Source organism: Bacilliculturomica massiliensis (assembly GCF_900605495.1).
Taxonomy (GTDB): Bacteria; Bacillota; Clostridia; order Peptostreptococcales; family Anaerovoracaceae; genus Bacilliculturomica; species Bacilliculturomica massiliensis.
In genome coordinates this window covers 67226-88354 of sequence record NZ_LR027600.1, presented here as the reverse complement: position 1 = coordinate 88354, position 21129 = coordinate 67226, and the positions used below count along the sequence as shown (strand labels likewise).

Here is a 21129-nt window from a genome sequence, read left to right as displayed (position 1 = left end):
GACGCTTTATCTGGTCTCGGGGCGCAGCATTCGCAGCAGCCGCCTGATCCCTCCCGCGGCGATCAGCTGCAGCGGCCGCAGGACGCCGTATATGCCGTAAGCGGCCACCACCGACATAAATGGGAAGACCACTGATTTGTACCGGGGCTGTACCTCGCTGATCAGCAGAAGCAGCGCAAACCCGAAGACCATCAGCGCGCAGACCAGAACGATCCTGCGCTCCCTGACGATGAGCGCCACCAGCCCTCCCAGCGCCATCAGGAAGGCCGCTGCCACCTGGTACGCCTGGATCTGGGCGTAATACGTTTCGTAAAACGCCATGTCGTACAGCTCGTTCTCCGGATTGATCGTCTGCATAATAAACCGGATCCCCTCGTTGTTGGCCCAGGCCTTCTGCATTTTGACGTCGAAGAAATGCCATTTCGCGGCGGGCGTATGGTCCCCGGCCGGAGCGCTTTCTTCCGCCGCGCCGCTGTCCTCCGACGGGGCGCCGGTGTTTCCGGCCGCCTGATTCTCAGCGTCCGCCTGACCTTCGGCATCCGCCTGACCCTCGGCTTCCGCCCGGCCTGCGGCGGCCAGCCGGCCGTCCTCCTCCAACTTTTCTTTTACTTCCTCGACCCGTTTCTCCAGATGTTCCTTCATCTCGGCGTTCACCGCTTCAAAATCGTAATCTGTCTCTCTGATCCCCCCCAGATATTCGTCCAGCACATCCTGGCTCCACTGTCCGTAAGTCTCCACGTTCATCCCCACGTTCATGAAATAAGGGGCCACGTTGGTGTTCACATTTCCTCCCACATAGGTCTCGATCTGCCGAAATACCAGCTTAGTCGTCCCCGTCCAGGCTGCGAAAAACACCGCCGTCACAAGCAGAGCGCTGAGCGCCCGCCTGGGTCCGAACTTTCCAAAAGCCACGGCAGACAGCACCGCCGCGATAAAGAGGGCGATGATGAGGATCTTGTCGATGCTCTTAAAAAATCCAGCCAGAGATAGGATCACACCGGCCAGACCGTACAGCGCCGCCTTCAGCCACAGGGGCTTCGCGAACCGGTAACTCACCACGATGACCAGCAGCCCCAGCAGGCATAAAAATACAAAGTTGAAATCCGGCGTCAGCAGGATCATGTAGTAGAGGAAGAAGGGCCAGCAGCTGAAGATCAGCGCGGACAGCACCGCAAATGCATCTTTGTTGGTGGCAAAATACACGATCAGGTACAGCAGGACCACCGACAGCGAGGACACAGCCGCATTGCACATGATCCCGGTCAGCGGCTCTCCGCCGAAGTTCACGTTCAGCAGATGAAGCAGCTTCACGTGGAGCGCCCAGTTAGGAAACGCCCTGTAAAAATTAACTCCCTGCACGTCTGCAAAAACCGGCGCGTCCTGCAGGGACACGTAAAAGACCCGTTCAAAATCCATGACCTGGATCGTGTCCCTGCCGATGAGGTCGATGACCTGCATGCGGATATGCCAGGAAAAGGCGAAGAGCAGCACTGCCTGGAGCCACCAGGGAACGGTCCACAGATGCCTGCGCCCCGGCAGCCGCTTTCCCCTGAGATCCTGCCGGGAAAGGCGCTCTCCCGCATGGCCCAGCGCCCTGTCAGGATTGGCAGACAGGAACGCGTACAGCGTCATGTAGATCAACGCCTGGATCGTGGCCTGCATGGCAGGCTCCAGAAGTTTCTTTGGGATGATCTCCGGGTTCCCCGGAATACCTGTATCTGCACCTGTGAAAAAATCCAGTGATTTTTGATATACCCCGAACCACGCGAAGGCGATAAACAACACGTAAAACACCATGACAAGGACGGCGCTGAGCACTTCCCTCCAGCGGGCTGCCTGATCCTCCCGCCCGCTCCCGTCCGCTGCCCGTCTGCCGTCTCTGACGCTCCTTCTGTCTCCCGCGCCTCCGGCGTGTTCCGCAGACCGGCCGGCCCCAGTGCGTCCGCCGGCCCCAGTCTGTCTGCCGGGGGCGGCTCCAGTGCGTCCGCAGGTGCCGGAGCCTTCGGATCCGGGATCTTCCGATCCGGCTGCCGGGGATCGAAGCGGCCCTTCCGGCCGTGACGAAACCGCCCCCGGATCCGCTGTATTTGCGTATTTTCCCATATATTCTATCCGTCCCCTGTCTTCCATAAAACAAATCTCCCCGTCCGGGCGGAAACCCGGAACCCGCGCCATGTCCGCCTGCGCCGCCGCTTTCTTATTATTTTGCTATTTTACTATTTTAACAAGAAACACGCCGCCCTACAAGGCAGGAATTTCCGGGCCGCGCCGTCTCTTTCCGGCGGAGCAGCCCGGATGCAGTGCGGATGCAGCCCGGGACCGGCCCCGGGGAAGAATAATGAGAAATTCGGGCAACGGGGCTTTGGATGTGGTATAATAGCCGCAGAGCGGCTATTATACCAGATTCTGTGCGCGGCGGACGCCATGCGCGGATTCTACCATGATGGCCTGCGGCCAGTCATGGCAGAATAGCCGCAGACTGAACTTCATTCCATAATCATCATTAAACGGAGAACGAATCATGAAATTGATCACAGCGATCGTGCCCTGCTACAACGAGCAGGAAGCGCTTCCTTTTTTTTACGACGAGATCACCCGGGTGGCCGCCGGCCTGCCCGATTACAACTTTGAATTTCTCTTTGTGGACGACGGTTCCTCCGACGGGACGATGGAGGTGATCCGCGGATTGGCCGGAAAGGACGAGAGAGTGCGCTACGTCTCTTTTTCCCGGAATTTTGGAAAAGAAGCCGCCATGCTGGCGGGTCTGACAGAAGCAAAAGGGGATTTTGTGGCCGTCATGGACGCGGACCTGCAGGATCCGCCTTCCCTTCTTCCCGAAATGCTCTCCTATGTGGTGGAAGGGGACGAGACCGGCAGGCGTTATGAGAGCGTGGCTACCAGACGGGTGACGCGAAAGGGCGAGCCCGTGATCCGCTCGTTTTTCGCCCGGATGTTTTACCGCCTGATCAACCACATCTCAAAGACGGAGATCGTGGACGGCGCCAGAGACTTCCGGCTCATGAGCCGGCTCTTTGTGGATTCACTGCTGAAACTAGGGGAATACAACCGTTTTTCCAAAGGATTGTTCAGCTGGGTAGGCTTCGACACAAAATGGCTGGAATACGAGAATATCGAGCGGGTGGCCGGGGAGACGAAGTGGAGCTTTTTCAGGCTGCTGCTCTACTCCTTTGAGGGGATCGTGGCCTTTTCCACCGCGCCTCTGGCCCTGTCCTCTGTGGCGGGATTCCTGTTCTGCGTCGTCGCCTTCATCGCGCTGGCGGTGATCGTGGTAAAAACTCTGGTCTGGGGCGATCCCGTGGGCGGCTGGCCGTCGCTGGCATGTATCCTGCTCTTTTCCGCCGGCGTACAGCTGCTATGCATGGGAATCCTGGGACAGTATCTCTCCAAGACTTATCTGGAGGTAAAAAACAGACCGGTCTATATTATTAAAGAAAAGAAATAAACGGGGCCTGTCCGCACCCACGGACAGGCCTTTATACAGGAGCAACTGATGATCCACGAAAAACTGAACAACGAGGCCGTCCGTTTCATCATTGTCGGCGTGCTGAACACGCTTCTGGGAACGGCGCTGACCTTTGGATTTTACAATCTGGCCGGCATGAACTACTGGCTCTCCTCCGGACTGTCCTACATTCTGGCCAGCGTGTTTTCCTTCTTCATGAATAAGAAATTCACCTTCCGAAATACCGATTCCGTGGCCAGGAGCGCCGTGCGCTTCGCGCTGAATATCGCCGGGTGTTACGGTCTGGCCTTCGGCCTGGCAAAACCCGGCGTTCTGCTGGCCCTGGGGCGTTTTTCCCTGTCCAGAAAGATCACGGACAACGTGGCTCTGCTCACCGGCATGGTGCTCTTTACCGCTTTTAATTTTGTGGGGCAGAAATTTTTTGCCTTTCGGAAGCAATCGTCCCCGCCCCTCTGATGTTATCTTCTGCACATAGAACAGATCTGACTGTTATACAGTCTCCGGTCTCTGATCTTCTTCTGACTGCGGCGCCGCAGGTCTCCTGAAAAACTTCGTGACAAGAATGGTTGCAATGAATACGAAGCCGACGTAGGCTGAGACCGAGGTCCCCGTGTACAGGATCTCCGCGAAGGATCCCAGATTGCTTCCGACAAAAGCGAGGACCACAGAACCTGCCACTACAGCCTTGAACCACTTGCTCTTCTCATCCATAAAGGTCGTGGCCACGGACCAGAGCAGCGGCGAACAGGTGGTATAAATGGCGATCACAACGATCACGCAGAAGATCATGCTGAGCGCCGGCCCCACCTGTCTGGCTATGGCGATGGTAGGGATCGACGAATTCCCGCAAATGCTGATATTCGAGATGATCGCGATGGACGGGATGACAGCCAGCAGCATAAATCCAACTCCCCCCACGTACAGGCCTTTCACCTGCTGTTTCTGTGTGCGGGTGGTATTCCGGGAAAGGCTGGCCACATACGACGTCTGGCACAGGATGGCCCACGAGAAATACATCAGACCGCTGATGAACCAGTTTGCGCCGGGGCGCAGTATATTCTCCATTGATCCGGCCATCTCGCTGCCTTCTGCAAATCCGTCCACCGGCCTGACAATGCCCGCCACAGCGACGATCAGCATCAGTATGATGATCAGAAACGACAATTTCCCCAAAATGTCCAGCAGCCGATTCAGTCCCAGAATAACGGTCGAAAAGATCACAAGGGTCATAATGGCTCTGCCCAGAAGGTTATTGATCCCGAAATATTCCGTGAAAATAGCGCCGGAACCCGAGATCAGCATGACGACAAGGACGAACAAGTAAAAAACAGTATATATGTAAATGATCGTTCCAAGTATTCCTCCCCCATAATGCACAAACAGTTCACGCATATTCGCGAGCTGATATTTCTGTGTATCTTTGAGAAGCAAAATGATCAGGCCCACCATCAGAATGACCGCGATCACCGCTCCGGCTATTCCAGGCGCGCCGTAGGATGAGAAATACTGCATCAGCTCCTGTCCTGTGCTGAAACTCGCTCCTACGCAGAATGAAATATACGCGCCGCCGATCAAAAGATAGGTCAGGATATTATCCTTACTCTTTGAATTTTCCATATTCTCACCTCCATATGATGATTTCTGCCGCTGCTGCCGCTCTTGTTGCTGTCGTTCTTGTTTTTTCCTACTTGTCTCCCCCGCTTTCCCCGCTTCTGTATCGGGTGGTGCCGTCGCAGTACGGATCCCCGTCGAGAATGATGTGGTCCACGTGATAGATCAGATCGCCGCTGTACCCTTCCCGGATGGCGGGGTCCACTTCACAGTATAAACGGCCGATCTCCCGCCAGTCCTTCGCGATCCAATAGTCCGCGTAAACGCAGGCTTTCGTTTTGAAGTATTTGATGGGTTCGTCCTCTCCGGAATACTCCGGGGCCCAGCCCTCGTCGATGGGCATATCGTAGAATCTCTCCAGATTTTCAATGGTAGGCTCTTCCCCTGCAGCGTCCACTTTCGCCCGGATATTCTTCCCTCTTTCCACGCCAAACTCGTGCATGGCCTTCAAGATCGTTTTTGTAGCGGCCTCTTTCCCATAGTCTTTCACCATCTCATTTGTCAGATGATAATACATCTGCGCCGTGTAGACAGCCATACGGTTTACTGCATCCTGTACTTTTGTTTTTTCATTCTTTTCCATTTTCTATTCCTCTCTCTCTTTTCAATTGCGGATAACTGACGCGGCTGTAGCCTGACACCGCATTGTGGAGCAATTCCGCGTAGCGTATGGAAACGGGCGCCGGATCCAAAACCGGCACTCCCAGATCCTTTTGGAGCCGTTCTCCAAGTCCGGCCATTCCCAGACAAGCCAGAACGATACAATGGGCACGGTCTTTCCCGACGCAGATCTTCCCTGCCTCAAGCAAGGCCTGATAGGTCCTTTCCAGATCAACTCTCAGGTCCGACACTGGTATTCCAATGCTTCTCACCGATCTGCACCTTGTGGGATCAAATTGAAACTGCCTGATCTTCCTTTCAAATAAAGCGACCGTCTCTTCGAGCACAGTCAGTACTGAATATTGGTCGCCTAAGTCCTGGGCGATCATCAGCGAAGCATGTCCCGGTCCGATCACCGGAACAGGTGAGATCTCACGGGCGGCGCTGAGCGCCGGGTCGCTGGAACAGTAAATGATGACCGACTGAAACCTCTCCCCTGGGATCTTGCCGATCCGTTCCAGAATATATCTGCCGGCTGCCGCCTCCTCGTATTCGGATTCAATGCTTTTCGGTCCGCCAGGGATGCACTCCACCCAGATCTCCGTACTGTCCGACGCGAATGCCTGCAGCATCTCTTTTCTGTCTTTCAATTCCTCCCCGCTCATTCCGCTGTTTGGGATCAATACGAGGAGCTGAAATTTCTCTTTTTCCTTTTTCATCTTCGTAACCTTAATACAGCGAAGCGATGTACTCATTGGCGTTTCTCAATGCGTCGGTCAGCATGTTTCGGTTGCGCAGCATCTGCGTGAGCAGCAGCCGGTATTCCAGAGACGTTTTTTCCATCCTGCTCATCGCAGCGATAGGGTAAAGCAATGGGATGGGCTTAGCCAATACGCTCAGGCCGTAACTGTCCTGTGAATAACGGCTGCAGGCCGAATAAAACGGCCCCGTCAGAGTTCTGCTCAGCTTCAGGAGTATTTTGTTGATCCGCTTTTGAAATGCCGGATCGCCTCCCTCTCCCTTATGCTGCGCAGCCAGACGATTGAGTTTTTCAATGTTTCCGCAGAGCAGGCCGGCCTGCTCTCTGAGGATACTGAGGTCCACGATCCCTTCCGCAAACGTCTGCAGACCGCCCAGCTTCTGTTCGATGTCTCTCGCCGTTTGGGTGAAGTCATAGGGCAGAATATCGCTGTTGATCATGCCCAGAAGACAGACCAGCTGGGCGCGGTCATCCTTGCCGAGATTCTCTCTGTCCACTTTATCCAGATCATCTGAGACCGTATGATTCCACCAGCCCAGAGTCGCTCCGTGGTTTTGTTCGATCAGCTCTTTCGTAAAGCCCACGCGGCCGAAGATCGACGGGATCCCAAGTCCAAAGAACGACTGATCTCCGATCTTTCCCAGGGGCCGGGGAAGGACCTTTTCTCCCAGAGCGTATTGAATGCAGTCGGCTGCAAAACCGCACAGTTCCCTTGAAGCGTCCACTTCATAGTCCGTGGCCTCTTTCATGCCCGTCGAATCTATATTGATATATCCAATACAATTCTCGGAAAGATCATCCCAATAGTTATCCGCAAACCAGGTGGAACCGGCCGCCTCCGCGATCTCATGACCATTCCAGAAGAGGAAATACACGCTTCTCTTCAATTCTCCCTTGAACTTGGCAAACACGCGCGCCAGTTCCAGCTGTGTCCCATCGCCCGTGGCATTGCAGGTGACCCCCGGTTCCCACGCATCCAGATGTGCTGAGACCAACAGGAACTTTTCCGGTTCCTCTTTCCCGCGTACCACGCCCATAGGCTGCGGCAGCGTTTCCCAAAGCCGCTCTGCAGTCACTTTCAGTTCGATCCGGACCCGCTCTCCGCTTTTGCATAGATCCCGCAGATATTCCCCATCTTTTCTCGTAATGCTGCAGCCTGTGATCCTGGGGATTTTGCAATAACTCTCCGGCGTTGGATTACCCCATACTCCTTTCAGTCCGCGCATACAGATCACTTCTTTGTCCTTCATCCCCCAATTCATGCAGATCATGGCGGCCGCGCCGTGATCATATGCGATCATCCCTTTTTCCGGCGTTGCAGGTGCATAAGAGACTTCCACGAGCACCGCTTTTCCCTGTACATCCTTCCCGGCGTAGTCCTCTTCTGCGCCAGCGCCCACATAGACCAGATCATAAACGGCTCCGCCGGGAGGCGTCGCCTCGATATGGCAGCATGGGCGACTCTCCATTTTCATGCGTTTGGGTGCGGTCAGCGTAAACTCAGAGGTCCCCGGCCGGCTGTTATACGTTTCAAATTCCAGTATCTCAGCCTCGTCACAGCCGTAAGACTCCAGTTCTCTGCGTATGTACTCCGCCGCGGTCCGGTCCTGACCCGTCCCGGAGATCCGATGGGGAGTATGTTCCGTAAGCCACTCAATATGTTTCATGGAGCGATCTGTATCTAACTCATTCAGCATTCGTTGACATAAAGATTCCACGATTTTTTCCGCCTCCTTTTATAAATCTCATCTTAACCAAATTCCGCCGGCCCCTTATTGACAGATCATAATAAACACCTTCTTTCCGCATCGTCAGTGAAAAATACCGTTTTATCGTTTGCCGCGCAGGGACCTTTGGCCCTGGACCAAAATGGGTGAACCAATTTGGTCCTTTTTTATGCCCACCCCATGGAAGGTGAGCAATTGGGTCCTATGGCTGCGCAGCACGGCGACCTTATCCTGCCCCCCGCGCCATTCCGGACGGCTGAACGCCCCTGTATCACCCTGCCATCCTGCTTGCATTTGCACAGATCCGCATTTTGGGTGAACCAATTTGGGCTGTTTTTTGCTCACCTCGCAGGGTGAGCGGTAGATCATCTGGTCACGCCTTATTTTGGGTGAACCAATTTTATTCTTTTTTATGCCCACCATGTATAAAAGTATATATGGTGAGCAGGCAGTCTTCTTTATTTACAGCATATCGATCGTGTGCTGCAGGTGATCGAACATGGCGTGGCTGGCAGCCTCCGCATCTCTTTTTTTCATATAGTCGATGATTAGACCGTGGGCCTGCGAGCATTCTTCCACTGTATGTTTGCCATAATACTCAGCGAAACGGTACACCATCAGATCCTCTACCGACTGCAGGGCGTACTCGATCATATCGCTCAAAAATGCGTTCTTGCAGGTGTCGGCGTATAGTCTGTGTATGTCCAGTTCTTCCCGCGTTTTTCCGCTCTGCTCGAAGATCCTCACAAACCGTTTATAGCCTTCCTCGATTTTTCCGATCTCCTCGTCGGAGGCCTCTATGGTGACCCGTTCCACCGCTTTTGGCTCAAGCAGCCTTCTGACGCAATAGATATCGTATAACGAACACTTCTCTAAATTCTTAGAAATGTTGTCAAACTGAAAACTCGTTTTGCTCATGATCGCGTCTGTTTCCGACTTACTTCGCAGAAACCTTCCGCTTCCCTGCTTTGAAACGATGATCCCCCGGTGTTCCAAAATATGAAACGCATCTCTCAGAGAATTCCGACTGATGCCCCACCTGGCTGCAAGCTCCCGCTCCGGCGGAAATTTCTCTCCCGGCTGGACCTCCGCGTTATCAATTAACGAATAAATTTTATTGATCGTTTTTTGATATAAAGGTACATCATAAAAATAAATATCAGCCACCAACCCTCTTCTTATGCTTACACCTCGATTGTAGGCTCAATTTTTATAAATGTCAATTGTATTTTTATTCTTCCGAATTCAGATGCGCTGCCCAAACCCATTCCTCTAAATGCGAACTTCGACGTGAAAAGATCCATTGCAGCGGGGGACCGCCGCCCTTGCTGATCCTTATCAGCAGGGGCGGCACATCGCCCGGGGACCTGCCGGCAGCATGGATACCGCCCACGTTCCCTCTGCCGGGCCGCCGTGACCGGAGCCGGGGCAGATCCGACAGTCTCCCTGTCCCGATCCGAGGATCAGATAATGATGTCCAGGATAAAATAGATCAGAAAGACGGCGGACAGGATCCAAAGAGTAGGAGAAATATTCTTCGCTCTGCCGCTGACGATCTGGCCGAAGGTGTAGCTCAGCAGGCCGAAAAGCATGCCGTATGAAATATTGTAAGCAAAGGGCATAAACGCTACCGTAAAAAATACGGGCATGGCGATGGTGACGTCGTCCAGGCTCAAATGGCGCAGAGGCTCGATCATGAAGATGCCGACCATGACAAGAGCGGGGGCCGTGGCCACTGAAGGGATCATGAGAAACAGCGGCGCAAAGAGCAGGGTGAGCAGGAACCAGAAGCCGCAGGTAACGGCGGTCAGTCCGGTGCGTCCGCCCTCCGCGATCCCGGTGGAGCTCTCCGCACAGTAGATCGTCACCGTATTGGTACCGAGAACAGCTCCAGCCGCCGCGCCGGCCGAAGATACGAGCAGCGCTCTTCCCGCGCAGGGCAGATCGCCGTTTTCATCTACCAGCCCGGCTCTGGTAGCTACTCCCAGAAGTCCGCCGATGCTGTTGAAGAGGTCGACGAACAGGAAGCTGATAATAGAAAACACCACGCCCATCACTACCGTCGGCGCTCCTGTAAACATCCCTTTGAAAGACAGCTGCATGAAGGTAGGCGCCAGCGCTTCAACGGGATTATCAAAAGAGATCAGAGACGCCGGCATGGCGGTGAAGCCGCTTCCCGTAGCGGGATTTTGAACGAAGATCCCTACTGCCGTGGTGATCAGCACGCCTAAAAGAATACCGCCCTTGATCTTTCTGATGACCAGAAACGACGTGACGAGTATGCCGAATATCGTCAGCAAAGCCCCCGGGTTTCTCAGATCGCCCAGTGTGAGCAGAGTATCAGGCGACGGCGCGATGACTCCCGCCTGAAACAGTCCGGTAAAGGCGATGAAAAAACCGATGCCGGCTCCCAGGGATTGCTTGATGCAGTCCGGGATCGCGTCCACTATTTTCTGCTGAACGTTGAGAAGACTCAGGACCACAAAGCTGATCCCCGATATAAAAACGCATCCAAGAGCGTTCTGCCAGGTCAGGCCCAGGGTATTGACCATGTAATAGGCGAAGTACGCATTCAGTCCCATGGATGGACATAGAGCGAAGGGTACGTTTACGTAAAAACCCATCCAGATACAAGAGAGCGCCGAACTCAGGGCCGTGGCCCAGAATACCGCCCGGGCGTCCATGCCGGCTGCCGACAGGATCGCCGGATTGACAGCCACGATATAGACGCAGGTGAAAAATATGGTGGTCCCCGCCAGCATTTCTATTTTAACGCTGGTGCCATTTTCCTGCAGGCGAAACTTTTTTTCAAAAAAACTTGTATTCGTATTCATCTCCCTGTCATTTCCTTTCTGCAGTTTTCTGCACTATTTCCAGAGGTCTCTGATCTCTCCGCTTGAGGGAGTCCATCCAAAAAAGGTCCGGATGGCGGTCAGGGCAGAGACGTATTCCTCTTCGGTATGCGCTTCAGTGCAATCGGACACGATAGCCACATTATATCCATTCAAATAACCGGAACGAGCCGTGGTCTCCACGCATACGCCTGTGGTAAATCCGGTGAGGAGAAGGGATCTGATCCCGGCCGCCTGCAGACGCAGGTGGAGGTCCGTATCTTTGAAAGAACAGTAGCTGTTTTTGGTTATCACCGTTTCCGAATCGATGGGCCGCGTCATCGTCCCGTGCCACTGACTGCCCGCAGAGCCCGGCTGGTCATACCAGACCTGACCGTTTTCATCCAGCAGTCTATTTTTCTGATTGTCGTACATTTTTTCTTTTAAGAGCTCCTGCCGTATCCAGATGATCGCAATACCCTCGCTTCTGCAGTACTCGATAAACGAATTCAGGACAGGGATGCACTTTTCAATACGGGAAACGTCTACCCCCAGCTTTTTTGCCAGCATCCCTTCAGCTGAACAAAAATCTACCTGAGCGTCGATGATCAGCAGCGCCGTCTCATTCTTGTTGAATATTTCCTTAAGTTTGATAGAATTCTCCATAATTCATAGCCTCCCATCGTTTTGTTTAACAGGTTCAGAAAACGATCTGCCCAGCGCTCCCCCCCCCTTTACGCGCAGACCGCACAAATCCCAGTGCATCTGCCTATGGTCCTACGTCCGGCGGCAGTGTATTTTGTTAATAAATATAATTTATTAAATTTTATTACATATAAATATTTGACAAGGATCTCATGCAGCGTTTTTGCGTTATATGCCGGTGGACGCCGGAGCTGCCGAAACTGCGGAAGTTGCGATCTGCAGCGCAGCGGACACGCCGGCCAGCAGATCGCAGCCGGACGTGGCGCCAAGGGAAGCCGCGCGTCTCACGGCTTTTGCGATCCCTTCCCTCTGTCCCTCCCTCAGTCCGGAGATCAGGTCGCTGTGATACTCGAAATATTCCATGGCGACGGTATTTTTCAGCATGGCCCTGCTGACAGAGGTCGTCTTGTGACACTCCTGCAAAATGACCTCCCCAAGGATCTGTCTGGCCTCCTGAAACTGGCGAAACTCTCCGAGTATCAGCAGAACTCCCACTAAGAAGTCGTCGCCGCCGGGAGTCAGGCCTGCCCCCGTTCCGATCAGACGCAGAACCAGGCTTTCCGCCGTTTCTTTTCTCCCCGCCGGATCTCTTCCGTCAAGCAGTGCCGCCAGTTCACGGCGGATCTCATTGAAATCGACAGGGATCGAATGCAGACAGTCGGTATATCCCCTCATCCCCAGCTCTTCCTGCAGCAATTCTGCAAGGAACCGGCCCAGGTCCCGGGGCTCTTTCAGCAGATCACAACAGGCACTGTCTGCCCTTTCATCGCGGTAACGCGCCGCCCCGCCGTAATCCACCCACAATCCTCCGATCTCTACGACTTTTTCACTTCTCCGTCTGGTCACGCGGTCTTCTCTTTGGACCAGCCGGGCAAACGAGCCGGCTGACGCGTCGATCCTCACGCAGGAAGCCGACATGCCGCAGTCCCGATCAGCCACCGTGTATAATTCCCCTGCGGCCATCAGGTTCACCGTCCGTTCAAAAACGCTGTGGACGGTGATCCTGGCCCGGGATCTTTCTAAAAGTTCCTCAAAACGGCGGCCGATGCAAAGGGCTTTTACCATCATCTTCTTTTCCTTCTTTCAGCGGAGAAAAACCGGCCGTCCCCGGCGGAACAATCCTTTGACCGCCGCTTTATCAGCCAAAGCATCCCTGCTGTTCTCAGCGTCTACCACGGTGAAGTTAGCCTCCCGGCCTTCCTCCAGCCCGTAATCCTCAAGTCCCATAATATCCGCCGCATCGCGGGTACACATGGTGAAAAGCTTTCTGTAATCCTCCTCAGACGCAAAGTGACAGGCGTATGCGGTCAGCACGGCATTCTGGATGATATCGGCGCTGCCAAGGGGGTTGAACGGATCTTTGATATTGTCCGGCCCGAAGGAGACTCGGACCCCTGCTCCCATCAGAGCCTTCACTTTGGTCACGCCCCTGCGGACGTTATATGCATCCCCCCGTCCGTTACAATACATATTGTTGGGAGCCAGAGCAACTACGTCGATCCCAGACCTGCGGATGAGGGAGATCAAATTTTGGGCGGCTTCGGGATCTGCGGCGTCCAGACCGCACAGATGACTTGCCGCCGTCCGGCCCGCGAATCCTCTTTCCTTTTTTACCTCGCACATAGCTGTGATGCCCAGCTCGTCGGGATAGATCACGCCGTCCCTGTGCACGCTCTTTTTGCTGTAATCCCTGTCAATGTCGTAATCCACGTGGATATCCACGTCACGATCATATTTTTCCGCAAGCTCAAAGACTCGTACGGAATGTTCGTAGAAGTCCGCTGCGATGCTCAGATGACCGCCGACCACGTCTGCACCCATGGCCAGAGCCTGCTCCATGAGCTGGCTGGTGCCGGGGGCCTCCGAGATCCCTTCCTGGGGAAAGGCCACGATCTGTATAGTGATCTTATCGCGGTACTCTTCTCTCAGCTCCAGCAGCGCTTCGATCCCCCTTAACCCAATGGCAGGATCCACGTCTACGTGACTTCTCACAGCGATACAGCCAGCCTGGATCATCTCCTCTGCTGTCTGCCGGGCCCGTTCTTTGATATCCGCTTTTGTCATCTGTTTTTTATAAGCCAGAAGCCTGGCTCTGGCCTCCCCGATGGTGCCGCTTCCGTTTTTTATCCGCTCCGCCAGCCTGGATTTATCCAGATGAGTATGTACGTTGATAAACCCGGGAAACAGCAGCTTCCCGCCCAGGTCGTACTCCGATCCGGGGCTGATCTTCGCTTCCGGCCGCTCCTCTCCCATATACGCGATCCTCGTCCCCTCGGTCAAAATGTACTTGACCGAGGGCTTGTCTTCTATCTTAAAGTTTTTAATCAGCATCTGTTCCATGGGCTTTCCTCCCGATCTGTGATCGATCCGCCGCAAATCTGCGGGTCCTCCTGCTGCGGTCCATGAAAAGCGGATCCCTATCTGTAGAGAAACAGTTTCCCGCCCCGGGCCAGGTTCTCTTTTTTGTTTTCCATAAACCGAATATTCACCACTTCAGGGTCCACGTTGAGTATACGCACGGCGGCGTCGGTAAACTCTTTTGCCAGAGCCTGTTTCTGCTCGACGGTCTTGCCTTCGATCATCTCTACGAAAATATTAGGCATCTCTTCCTCCTTATTTCAGATACGTATCCGAAAATTTCTGCAGCGCATCCTGGAAAATTTTCATGGGAGCCCGCAGACAACCGGCGCCGATCTGGCCGACGCCCGCTTCTTTATGGGCTACTCCCGTATGCAGCGCCGGGGTAACGTTGAGCTCGATCACCTTTAGAATATCGATCCCTGTGGGAATTCCTCTGAACTCAAGAGTCGGAATAGTAAATTCGGGGTTTTCCCTTGTGGTGATCTCATACATTTCCAGATTTCGATTGACCGCGTCCTTTGTGCTCCCGCCCACAAACTGTACCACAGAAGGGGAGGCCGCCGCGGCCAATCCTCCAAAGCCCATGGTCTCAGTAATGGTACTGTCGCCGATGTCCGGATTAGCGTCTTTTTCAGAAAATCCGGGGAAATACAAGGCGTCTACCGGAGGCGCAGGCGCCGTAAACCACTGGCCGGGCAGTCCGCTGATCCTCAGTCCAAAATCCGTACCGTTTCTGGCCATGGCCGTAACGATAGTACTTCCTTCCACCCCGTCTCCCGCGTCAGCCATGCATTTTAATGCCGGCATGGCTAGATTCAGAAACGTATAATCGTTTTGTCCCACAAATTCCAGGACTTTTGCTGTATCCGCGCCGTTTTTTCCGGTTTCAAACAGCGCCGGAGCAATGCGGTTAGCAAATAAAGATGAGGATGCTTTATACCGGTTGTGCAGATCGTCGCCCATGTGCAGCGCTTCGCTCATGATGGGCTTGATCCGCAGTTCCCCCATGAACTTGACGGCCGCTTTCAGCGCCGGCCCCAAAACGTCTCTCATCCAGATCAGACGGTCGGTGACCTCTTCGCCCAGCCCTCCATACCGCAGGACCTTGCCCCTTCCTTCGTTTAGATTGCAGTAAGCAAAATTTCCCTGTACCTTATTTTTGATCACAAATACCGGCATTCCCGCGCTGATCACCCCTGCCATGGGTCCTACGGCGCTGTGGTTGTGGCAGGCGTCGAAGGTGATCTCGCCGGAAGCTGCCAGCTCATAGGCTTCCTCCACAGTGGACGCCAGATTTTCCAGCATCAGAGCCCCGGCGACGGCGCCCTTCATGGGACCGCACATGTGGTTCCAGTGGATCGGAGGCCCTGCGTGCAAGATGGTTTTAGGCGTCATTCCCGGTATGACGTCGATGGCCGGACATACATCTACCCATACGGGATCTGCTTTCATCATCTCTTCTATCGCTTTGGAATTAGCGGCCGATATTTCTTGCAGATTCATAGTTACACCTCTCTCTTTCCATATTCGATGGCGGCGCGGACCATAGCCGCATTGCTGCTGTAGGTCTCTACTCCCAGTTCCCTGAGCGTCGCTTCCTGCTTTCTCAGGTCCTGCTGATCCAGTTCGGTGCCGCACACGTGACCTAATAAACGAATGGACTTTCCCATCTCCTCTGCTTTCTTTCGCGCGGCGCGCAGGCTTTCCGCCGCTTCACCGGCCGGATCGCCGTTGCATCCATACCCCAGCATAAAGTCCAGCATCAGAACTCCCGTGCCTTCCGCCAGGGCTTCCCGAAGAATGAGACTGTTTCGCAGTCCCGGATCGATCATGGGATGGGCCCTTCCCTTCGTAAATTCATCGTCGCCCAGATCTACCACGCTGTTTTTCTCTCCCACCATGGAATCCGTCAGCTTGCCGATCCCCTCCATGGGAATGTTGGAATAGACCTCCGGCAGCTTTTGTTTCATCAGATACAATGCCTCGTAAGCCAGTGTTCCCCCGGTGTACAGTCCCCGTATATACGACCGGCCCGGCTGCAGGCGGATACCTGCCAGCTGCAGCGCTCTCCAGGCCGCTTCCTCCAGCGTGGGTTCAAAGCAGAGCTGTCCGTCAGCCTCTTCCGGCCGCGGCCCGCTTCCCAGAAAACAGATCACGGCCGGTTTTTTTCCGCTTCTGACCCGCTGCAGGATCTTTTTTTCCACTTCCGGGTCCGCAGGCTTTGAGATCAATACCAGGACCCTGGTATCCTCGTCTTCCTCCAGCAGATCGACGGCCGCCAGCATGGAGATCCCTCCCACTTCTTTATGCAGATCCCTGCCGCCGGTGCCTATAGCCTGTGATACGCCCCCGCCGCCGTTATACAGCAGGCACAGCAGCTGCTGGATGCCTGTCCCAGAAGCCCCCGCGATACCGATATTTCCCTGTTTTACTTTATTGCCAAAGCCGATGCAGGCACCGCCGATAACGCAGGTCCCACAATCCGGGCCCATGACGATCAGCCCCAGTTTCTCCGCCTTCTTCTTCAGGCTGATCTCTTCCTCCAGTGAAACATTATCGCTGAAGATCATGGGCGAGATCCCCAGATCCAGCGATTGGTCCGCCAGATCGAACGCGTATTTTCCAGGCACGGATATCAGCGTTACATTGGCACCAGGCAGACGGCGCCGGGCAGCAGCCAGGCTTTTGGGGCTTTCTTCTTCCTCTCCGGAAATGTCCTTTCCTTCCCCTCCGGGAGATCTCCCCTCGATCTCCCGTTCTGCCTCTTCGATGGCAAGGGCGCAGGCTTTTTCCGTCTTTCCCTCTACCACGACGACGATATCGTCCGGACTGGCCTTCCGCACTTCCTCCGTGTACAAGCCGGCCATTTTCAAAATGTCGATGTTGCTGCAGGTGGCCATGATCGCAGAGACATTTTCGATCTCTTCCATCTTTGAAAGTCTGCGCGACAGAAGCATCAATTTGACAGAATCCTGATAAAAGTTCTGCTTAATAAGGGTCTTAATCACCGTTCGTCCCTCCCTTGCCGCTCCGCAGGCTTCTTAAAATGTTAAGCATTTCCTGATTTCCCTGGGCCGGCGGCGCCCAGTTTACGTTGACCGCCCCGATCCCCTGCTTCACCAGTTCGTCGTAAAGAAATTCCAGACCTACGTTGATCACTTCTACTCTTTCAAACTTCTTCACTTTTTTCACCTTTCTGAACACATCCGTTTTACAAAGCGTCCCGCGCCTCTGCAGCCGCAGAAGCTTCCCTCCCTGACAACGAACTTGCCTTTCGATATCACCGTATCCGCAAATCCGCATAGTTCCATACCGTCGTAAGGCGACCAGTCTGCCGGGCTGTGAAGGCCCGCGGCCGAAACGACCTTTTTCTTCGCCGGGTCCACGATGGTGATGTCGGCGTCACTGCCGCAGGCGATGGCGCCCTTCTGAGGATACATTCCAAAGACTTTCGCCGGATTTACACTCAAGATCTCCACCAGTTTATTGATGCTGATCCTGCCTTTTTTCACCCCTTCCGTGTAGACTGCAGGAAGTCTCAGCTCCACGCCGGGCAGCCCGTTGGGCGTTGCGGGAAATCTTCCGCCTCCCCGTCGTTTCATCTCCGCCGTAAAGCCGCAGTGATCGGAACTGACCACGGAGATGAACCCCTCCCGGATCCCTTTCCAAAGGGCCTCCCGATCCTCCTCGGAGCGCAGCGGCGGACTGCAGATAAAGTTAACGCCGTCCTCACGGTCGTATCGATCGGAGTTCAGAAGCAGGTAATGAGTGCAGGTCTCGGCCGTCACATTCTCGCCCCGGCCCTTCGCCTCTTTTACAAGGGCCAGACTCTGCCTGGCGGTAAGATGGAAGAGATACAGGCTGCCTCCGGCTTCCCGATTCATATAGATCACCCGGTTTACGGCCTCCGCCTCCACCAGATTTCCCTTGCACAGCGGAAAGTAGCGCGGAACATCCCAGCCCTTTTTTACAAATTGGTCGGAATTGAACATGCACATGGCGTCGTTTTCCGCGTGCACACCCACGACGGCCCCCCTTTGGGCCGTTTGTTTCAAAACCTCATAGAGTACGCCGTCGTCGCACATTCTTCCCTGTCTGGAATACGTCATATATAGCTTAAAAGACGGGATCCCCGCCTCGATGAGCCGAGGGACCTGTTCCACTGTTTCCATGGAGGATACGGTGGGACAGGCGTGAAAAGAGTAGTCTATGACTGCGTCTCCTTCAAACTGACTGTTTCTGTTTTGAGCCGTCGCCGAAAGATCAAAGGACTGGTCCCACTGGATAGCAAAATCCAGGACCGTTGTATCTCCGCCGCAGGCTGCGGCCACGGTGGCGCTGTAAAAGTCGTCTGCGGAAAAACCGTCCTTGAATGGATGATGGATGTGGACGTGGGGATCGATGAGTCCCGGCATCACCAGCTTTCCTGACGCGTCCACGACCTCTTTTGCCGCTCCGCCGCAGCTTCCGCCGCTGCCGCCTTCCAGAGATCCCCGAACGCCTACGGCGGCTGTTTTCCCATCCCGGATGGCCACGTCCCAGTCAAAACTGGCTTCGTGGGTGACCACCGTACCGTTCTTGATCAGAATATCGTACATGGGTCCTCCTCCTCTTCTTTTACCTGTCCAGACTGTTCAGGCAGTCTTCCACAGCTGCAAGGACAGCGGGAATGTCCTCGTCCCCTATGTCTCTGTGGCAGATCATGCGCAGCGCCCCTGTTTCAATGGGCTTTGCCAGAACGCCGAAGCCTGAGAGAGCCTGACAGAACTCCCGGCTTCCCAGTCCCAGGGAGCCAAGCTCAACGCGGATCACGTTAGTCTGCACCTGATCGCAGTCGATCTGAAGCCCCAGCCGCGCCAGACCCCCGGCCAAACTCCTGGCCCGACGTTGATCCTCTTCCAATTCTCTCCATCTCCCCAGCCCCACGATGCCGGCTGCGGCTAAAATACCGCCCTGACGCCATCCTCCGCCAAGCATCTGGCACATTCTTCTGGCCTTCCCGATCATTTCTGCAGATCCTGCCAGCAGAGAACCTACCGGGCAGCCCAGGCCTTTGCTCAGGCAGAGAGACACGGCGTCCACCTCCTCGCAGAGAACATCCGGTTTTTCATCCAGGGCCACCGCTGCGTTCAAGATCCGGGCCCCGTCCATGTAAACGGGCACTCCGTGGCTGTGAGCCAGTCTGCAGACCTGGTCTATGTAGTTCTTCTCAATTGCCAGGCCACGGTTTAAGTCGAAGGTGTTCTCCATACAGATCAACGTCGTGGGCGCTGTCTGGATCGCTGTGCCGATCATATTTTCCTCCAGCGTCTGAAGGTCGTATTTTCCCTCCGGCGCCGGGAGCGGCCGGGGCTGTACGCCGCTGATCACCGACAGGCCCGCCACCTCCAGATTGTACATATGTGATCTGTCGTGGACGATGATCTGCTCGCCCCGGCCGGTCATGGACAAAACAGCCGTCTGGTTGCTCATGGTACCGGACACAGTCATCAGGCAGGCTTCCTTTCCGAATAATTCGGCCCCCATCTTTTCCAACTGCAGGACCGTGGGATCGTCGCCCATGACTGCGTCACCCACTTCCGCGTTCCGCATGGCCTCCCGCATCGCCTGATCAGGCCTCGTCACCGTGTCGCTCCTCAAATCTAACATTCGTTTCATCTATCTCGTCCTCTCCTCCCCGTCCATCTCCGCCTCATCCATCTTCATCAGCAAAAGCGCTATATCCAGCTGTATTGCATCGTGGAACCGTTGGGGCGCCAGCCCGGTCGCTTCGCGTATTTTGGTCAGACGAAACAACAGCGTATTGCGGTGGAGAAACAGCTGTTCCGCCGTCTGTACGGTATTCAACTCATTTTTAAAATACGTCTGCATGGTGCTCAAACACTGGATGCGGTGTTCCATGTCTCGCTTCAGGATCGGATCCAGGATCCCGTGCCAGAAATCCCGTCTCACTTCTTTCGGCACGGCGGCAAGCATATGCTCCATACGGTAGTCCTGATAATAGCAGATCGTTTCTTCGGCTTGAAACAGCCGGCTGAACTGCATGACATTTTTCGCGTCCCCGTAGACCTTGCATATCTCTTTCCAATCCTGCGCCACGCCGCCTACGGCAACCACGGGCCGCCGGCCGCCGTTCTGATTTAAGATCTCCTGCACGGCGGCGGCGATCCGGGAAATGAATTCATTGGAACCGGTCTCGCCTCTTTCCGGCATCTGGTACAGAAGCGCGATCTCATCGCCTACAAAGCAGCAGATCAGCCTGCCTCCCAATAGCTGAGTTCCGGCCAACCTTCCCTCCAATTGTATCCGCCTCTGATAGGACAGTTCTTCCTCCGATTGATTTTTCAGTGGGCTGTGGTCTTCCGGCGCAAAAAACTTGGCCGACATCACCAGGTATGTCTTCTCCAGCTCAAAGTTCAAAAGCTCTGCCCGGCGAAGAAAATGCCATTCGTACTCCCGCCAATGCCCTGTGAGCAGATCCGTGAACAGACTCTCCCGGGCCCTCTGCTCCAGATAGATTTCTTCCTTTATCGACGCCTGCTCCAGCATCAGCTCCGCCGTCAGCTTCAGTACCTCGCCGAAGGCTTCCGCTTTCTCGGAGTCGCCCTGCATTCCCACGGCTCCTATGATCTTTCCTTTAAACTCGATGGGCAGGGTGATGCCGGGGCGGACCCCCTCCATCCTCTGTGCTTCTCCATTGCTAATGATAAGCTTCTTGCCCGTTTTCAGGACCTTTTCGGCCCCCGCGTGAAATTTGCCGATCCGTTTGGGATTCCCTGATGCGATGATCACCGCGTTGGCATCCATGATATTGACCTGGACTTCCAAAATCTTCATGGTGCGGTCTACGATAGATTGTGCGATCTTTGAACTGAGCATTTGCAGTCCTCCTTGAAAAACAAACTGGGAATGCTTCTCCCATTCCTGTGATTTTTTTCTCAATTGTACTGGCCCGTTTTGCGATCCGCAATCCATCGTCACCGTCAGCGCCTCCGTTTCCCGCATCCTTCGTTCCATCCGCTCTCCATCCCATTTCCCCTGTACGCCCGC

General features: G+C 54.7%; 19 protein-coding genes. 2 read left to right on the top strand and 17 right to left on the bottom strand.

Features of this window, described 5'->3' with window-relative positions:
- Nucleotides 1–6: 6 nt before the first annotated feature.
- Nucleotides 7–2130 (bottom strand): ArnT family glycosyltransferase, encoded by a 2124-nt coding sequence (locus E0E37_RS04110; protein ID WP_130861719.1) that lies wholly within the window; start codon nucleotides 2128–2130, stop codon nucleotides 7–9.
- Nucleotides 2131–2521: 391 nt separating this feature from the next.
- Between E0E37_RS04110 and E0E37_RS04105 the strand changes: the two genes are divergently transcribed.
- Together E0E37_RS04105 and E0E37_RS04100 are read left to right on the top strand one after the other, a co-directional pair.
- Nucleotides 2522–3463, top strand: a complete 942-nt coding sequence (locus tag E0E37_RS04105; RefSeq protein ID WP_130861718.1) for a glycosyltransferase family 2 protein — start codon at nucleotides 2522–2524, stop codon at nucleotides 3461–3463.
- A gap of 48 nt (nucleotides 3464–3511) precedes the next feature.
- A complete protein-coding gene (locus E0E37_RS04100) occupies nucleotides 3512–3940 on the top strand; it encodes a GtrA family protein (RefSeq protein WP_130861717.1) in 429 nt (142 codons plus the stop codon).
- A 33-nt stretch (nucleotides 3941–3973) separates the two neighbouring features.
- On the opposite strand, the gene E0E37_RS04095 is transcribed toward E0E37_RS04100, so the two are convergent.
- The 16 genes from E0E37_RS04095 to E0E37_RS04020 all read right to left on the bottom strand — a co-directional run bounded on the left by E0E37_RS04095 (nucleotide 3974) and on the right by E0E37_RS04020 (nucleotide 20958).
- Nucleotides 3974–5101: a YkvI family membrane protein gene (locus tag E0E37_RS04095; RefSeq protein WP_130861716.1), complete on the bottom strand. Its 1128-nt coding sequence runs from the start codon at nucleotides 5099–5101 to the stop codon at nucleotides 3974–3976.
- Between the two features lie 67 nt (nucleotides 5102–5168).
- Nucleotides 5169–5678, bottom strand: a complete 510-nt coding sequence (locus E0E37_RS04090) for an L-2-amino-thiazoline-4-carboxylic acid hydrolase (protein WP_130861715.1) — start codon at nucleotides 5676–5678, stop codon at nucleotides 5169–5171.
- On the bottom strand, nucleotides 5665–6450 hold the full coding sequence (locus E0E37_RS04085) for an aspartate/glutamate racemase family protein (protein ID WP_130861714.1): 786 nt from the start codon (nucleotides 6448–6450) through the stop codon (nucleotides 5665–5667). The genes E0E37_RS04090 and E0E37_RS04085 overlap by 14 nt, the downstream gene beginning before the upstream one ends.
- A complete protein-coding gene (locus E0E37_RS04080; protein ID WP_130861713.1) occupies nucleotides 6425–8173 on the bottom strand; it encodes a M28 family peptidase in 1749 nt (582 codons plus the stop codon). The genes E0E37_RS04085 and E0E37_RS04080 overlap by 26 nt, the downstream gene beginning before the upstream one ends.
- 471 nt (nucleotides 8174–8644) lie before the next feature.
- Complete coding sequence (locus E0E37_RS04075; protein ID WP_130861712.1) at nucleotides 8645–9349, bottom strand: FadR/GntR family transcriptional regulator; 705 nt, start codon at nucleotides 9347–9349, stop codon at nucleotides 8645–8647.
- Between the two features lie 296 nt (nucleotides 9350–9645).
- Nucleotides 9646–11016: an NCS2 family permease gene (locus E0E37_RS04070; protein WP_130861711.1), complete on the bottom strand. Its 1371-nt coding sequence runs from the start codon at nucleotides 11014–11016 to the stop codon at nucleotides 9646–9648.
- A gap of 33 nt (nucleotides 11017–11049) precedes the next feature.
- The gene (locus E0E37_RS04065; protein ID WP_130861710.1) at nucleotides 11050–11679 is read right to left on the bottom strand and encodes a cysteine hydrolase family protein; all 630 of its coding nucleotides are present in this window, start codon (nucleotides 11677–11679) and stop codon (nucleotides 11050–11052) included.
- Between the two features lie 207 nt (nucleotides 11680–11886).
- Nucleotides 11887–12786: an oxamate carbamoyltransferase subunit AllH family protein gene (locus E0E37_RS04060; RefSeq protein WP_130861709.1), complete on the bottom strand. Its 900-nt coding sequence runs from the start codon at nucleotides 12784–12786 to the stop codon at nucleotides 11887–11889.
- A 15-nt stretch (nucleotides 12787–12801) separates the two neighbouring features.
- Nucleotides 12802–14058, bottom strand: coding sequence for an amidohydrolase family protein (locus tag E0E37_RS04055; RefSeq protein ID WP_130861708.1), 1257 nt, complete (start codon nucleotides 14056–14058; stop codon nucleotides 12802–12804).
- Between the two features lie 77 nt (nucleotides 14059–14135).
- Entirely contained in the window at nucleotides 14136–14321 is a 186-nt protein-coding gene (locus E0E37_RS04050) for a tautomerase family protein (protein WP_130861707.1), read from the bottom strand.
- Between the two features lie 10 nt (nucleotides 14322–14331).
- Complete coding sequence (locus E0E37_RS04045; RefSeq protein WP_130861706.1) at nucleotides 14332–15582, bottom strand: YlbE family protein; 1251 nt, start codon at nucleotides 15580–15582, stop codon at nucleotides 14332–14334.
- A 2-nt stretch (nucleotides 15583–15584) separates the two neighbouring features.
- Nucleotides 15585–17087: an acyl-CoA synthetase FdrA gene (gene fdrA, locus E0E37_RS04040; protein WP_130861705.1), complete on the bottom strand. Its 1503-nt coding sequence runs from the start codon at nucleotides 17085–17087 to the stop codon at nucleotides 15585–15587.
- Nucleotides 17080–17262 carry a fdrA domain protein gene (locus E0E37_RS04035; RefSeq protein ID WP_130861704.1) on the bottom strand — a complete coding sequence of 61 codons (183 nt, stop codon included), beginning with the start codon at nucleotides 17260–17262 and terminating at the stop codon, nucleotides 17080–17082. The genes fdrA and E0E37_RS04035 overlap by 8 nt, the downstream gene beginning before the upstream one ends.
- 5 nt (nucleotides 17263–17267) lie before the next feature.
- Nucleotides 17268–18677, bottom strand: a complete 1410-nt coding sequence (gene hydA / locus E0E37_RS04030) for a dihydropyrimidinase (RefSeq protein WP_130861703.1) — start codon at nucleotides 18675–18677, stop codon at nucleotides 17268–17270.
- Between the two features lie 19 nt (nucleotides 18678–18696).
- Nucleotides 18697–19737, bottom strand: a complete 1041-nt coding sequence (locus E0E37_RS04025) for a threonine aldolase family protein (protein WP_130861702.1) — start codon at nucleotides 19735–19737, stop codon at nucleotides 18697–18699.
- Nucleotides 19738–20958, bottom strand: coding sequence for a CdaR family transcriptional regulator (locus E0E37_RS04020; protein WP_165445199.1), 1221 nt, complete (start codon nucleotides 20956–20958; stop codon nucleotides 19738–19740).
- Nucleotides 20959–21129: the final 171 nt, after the last annotated feature.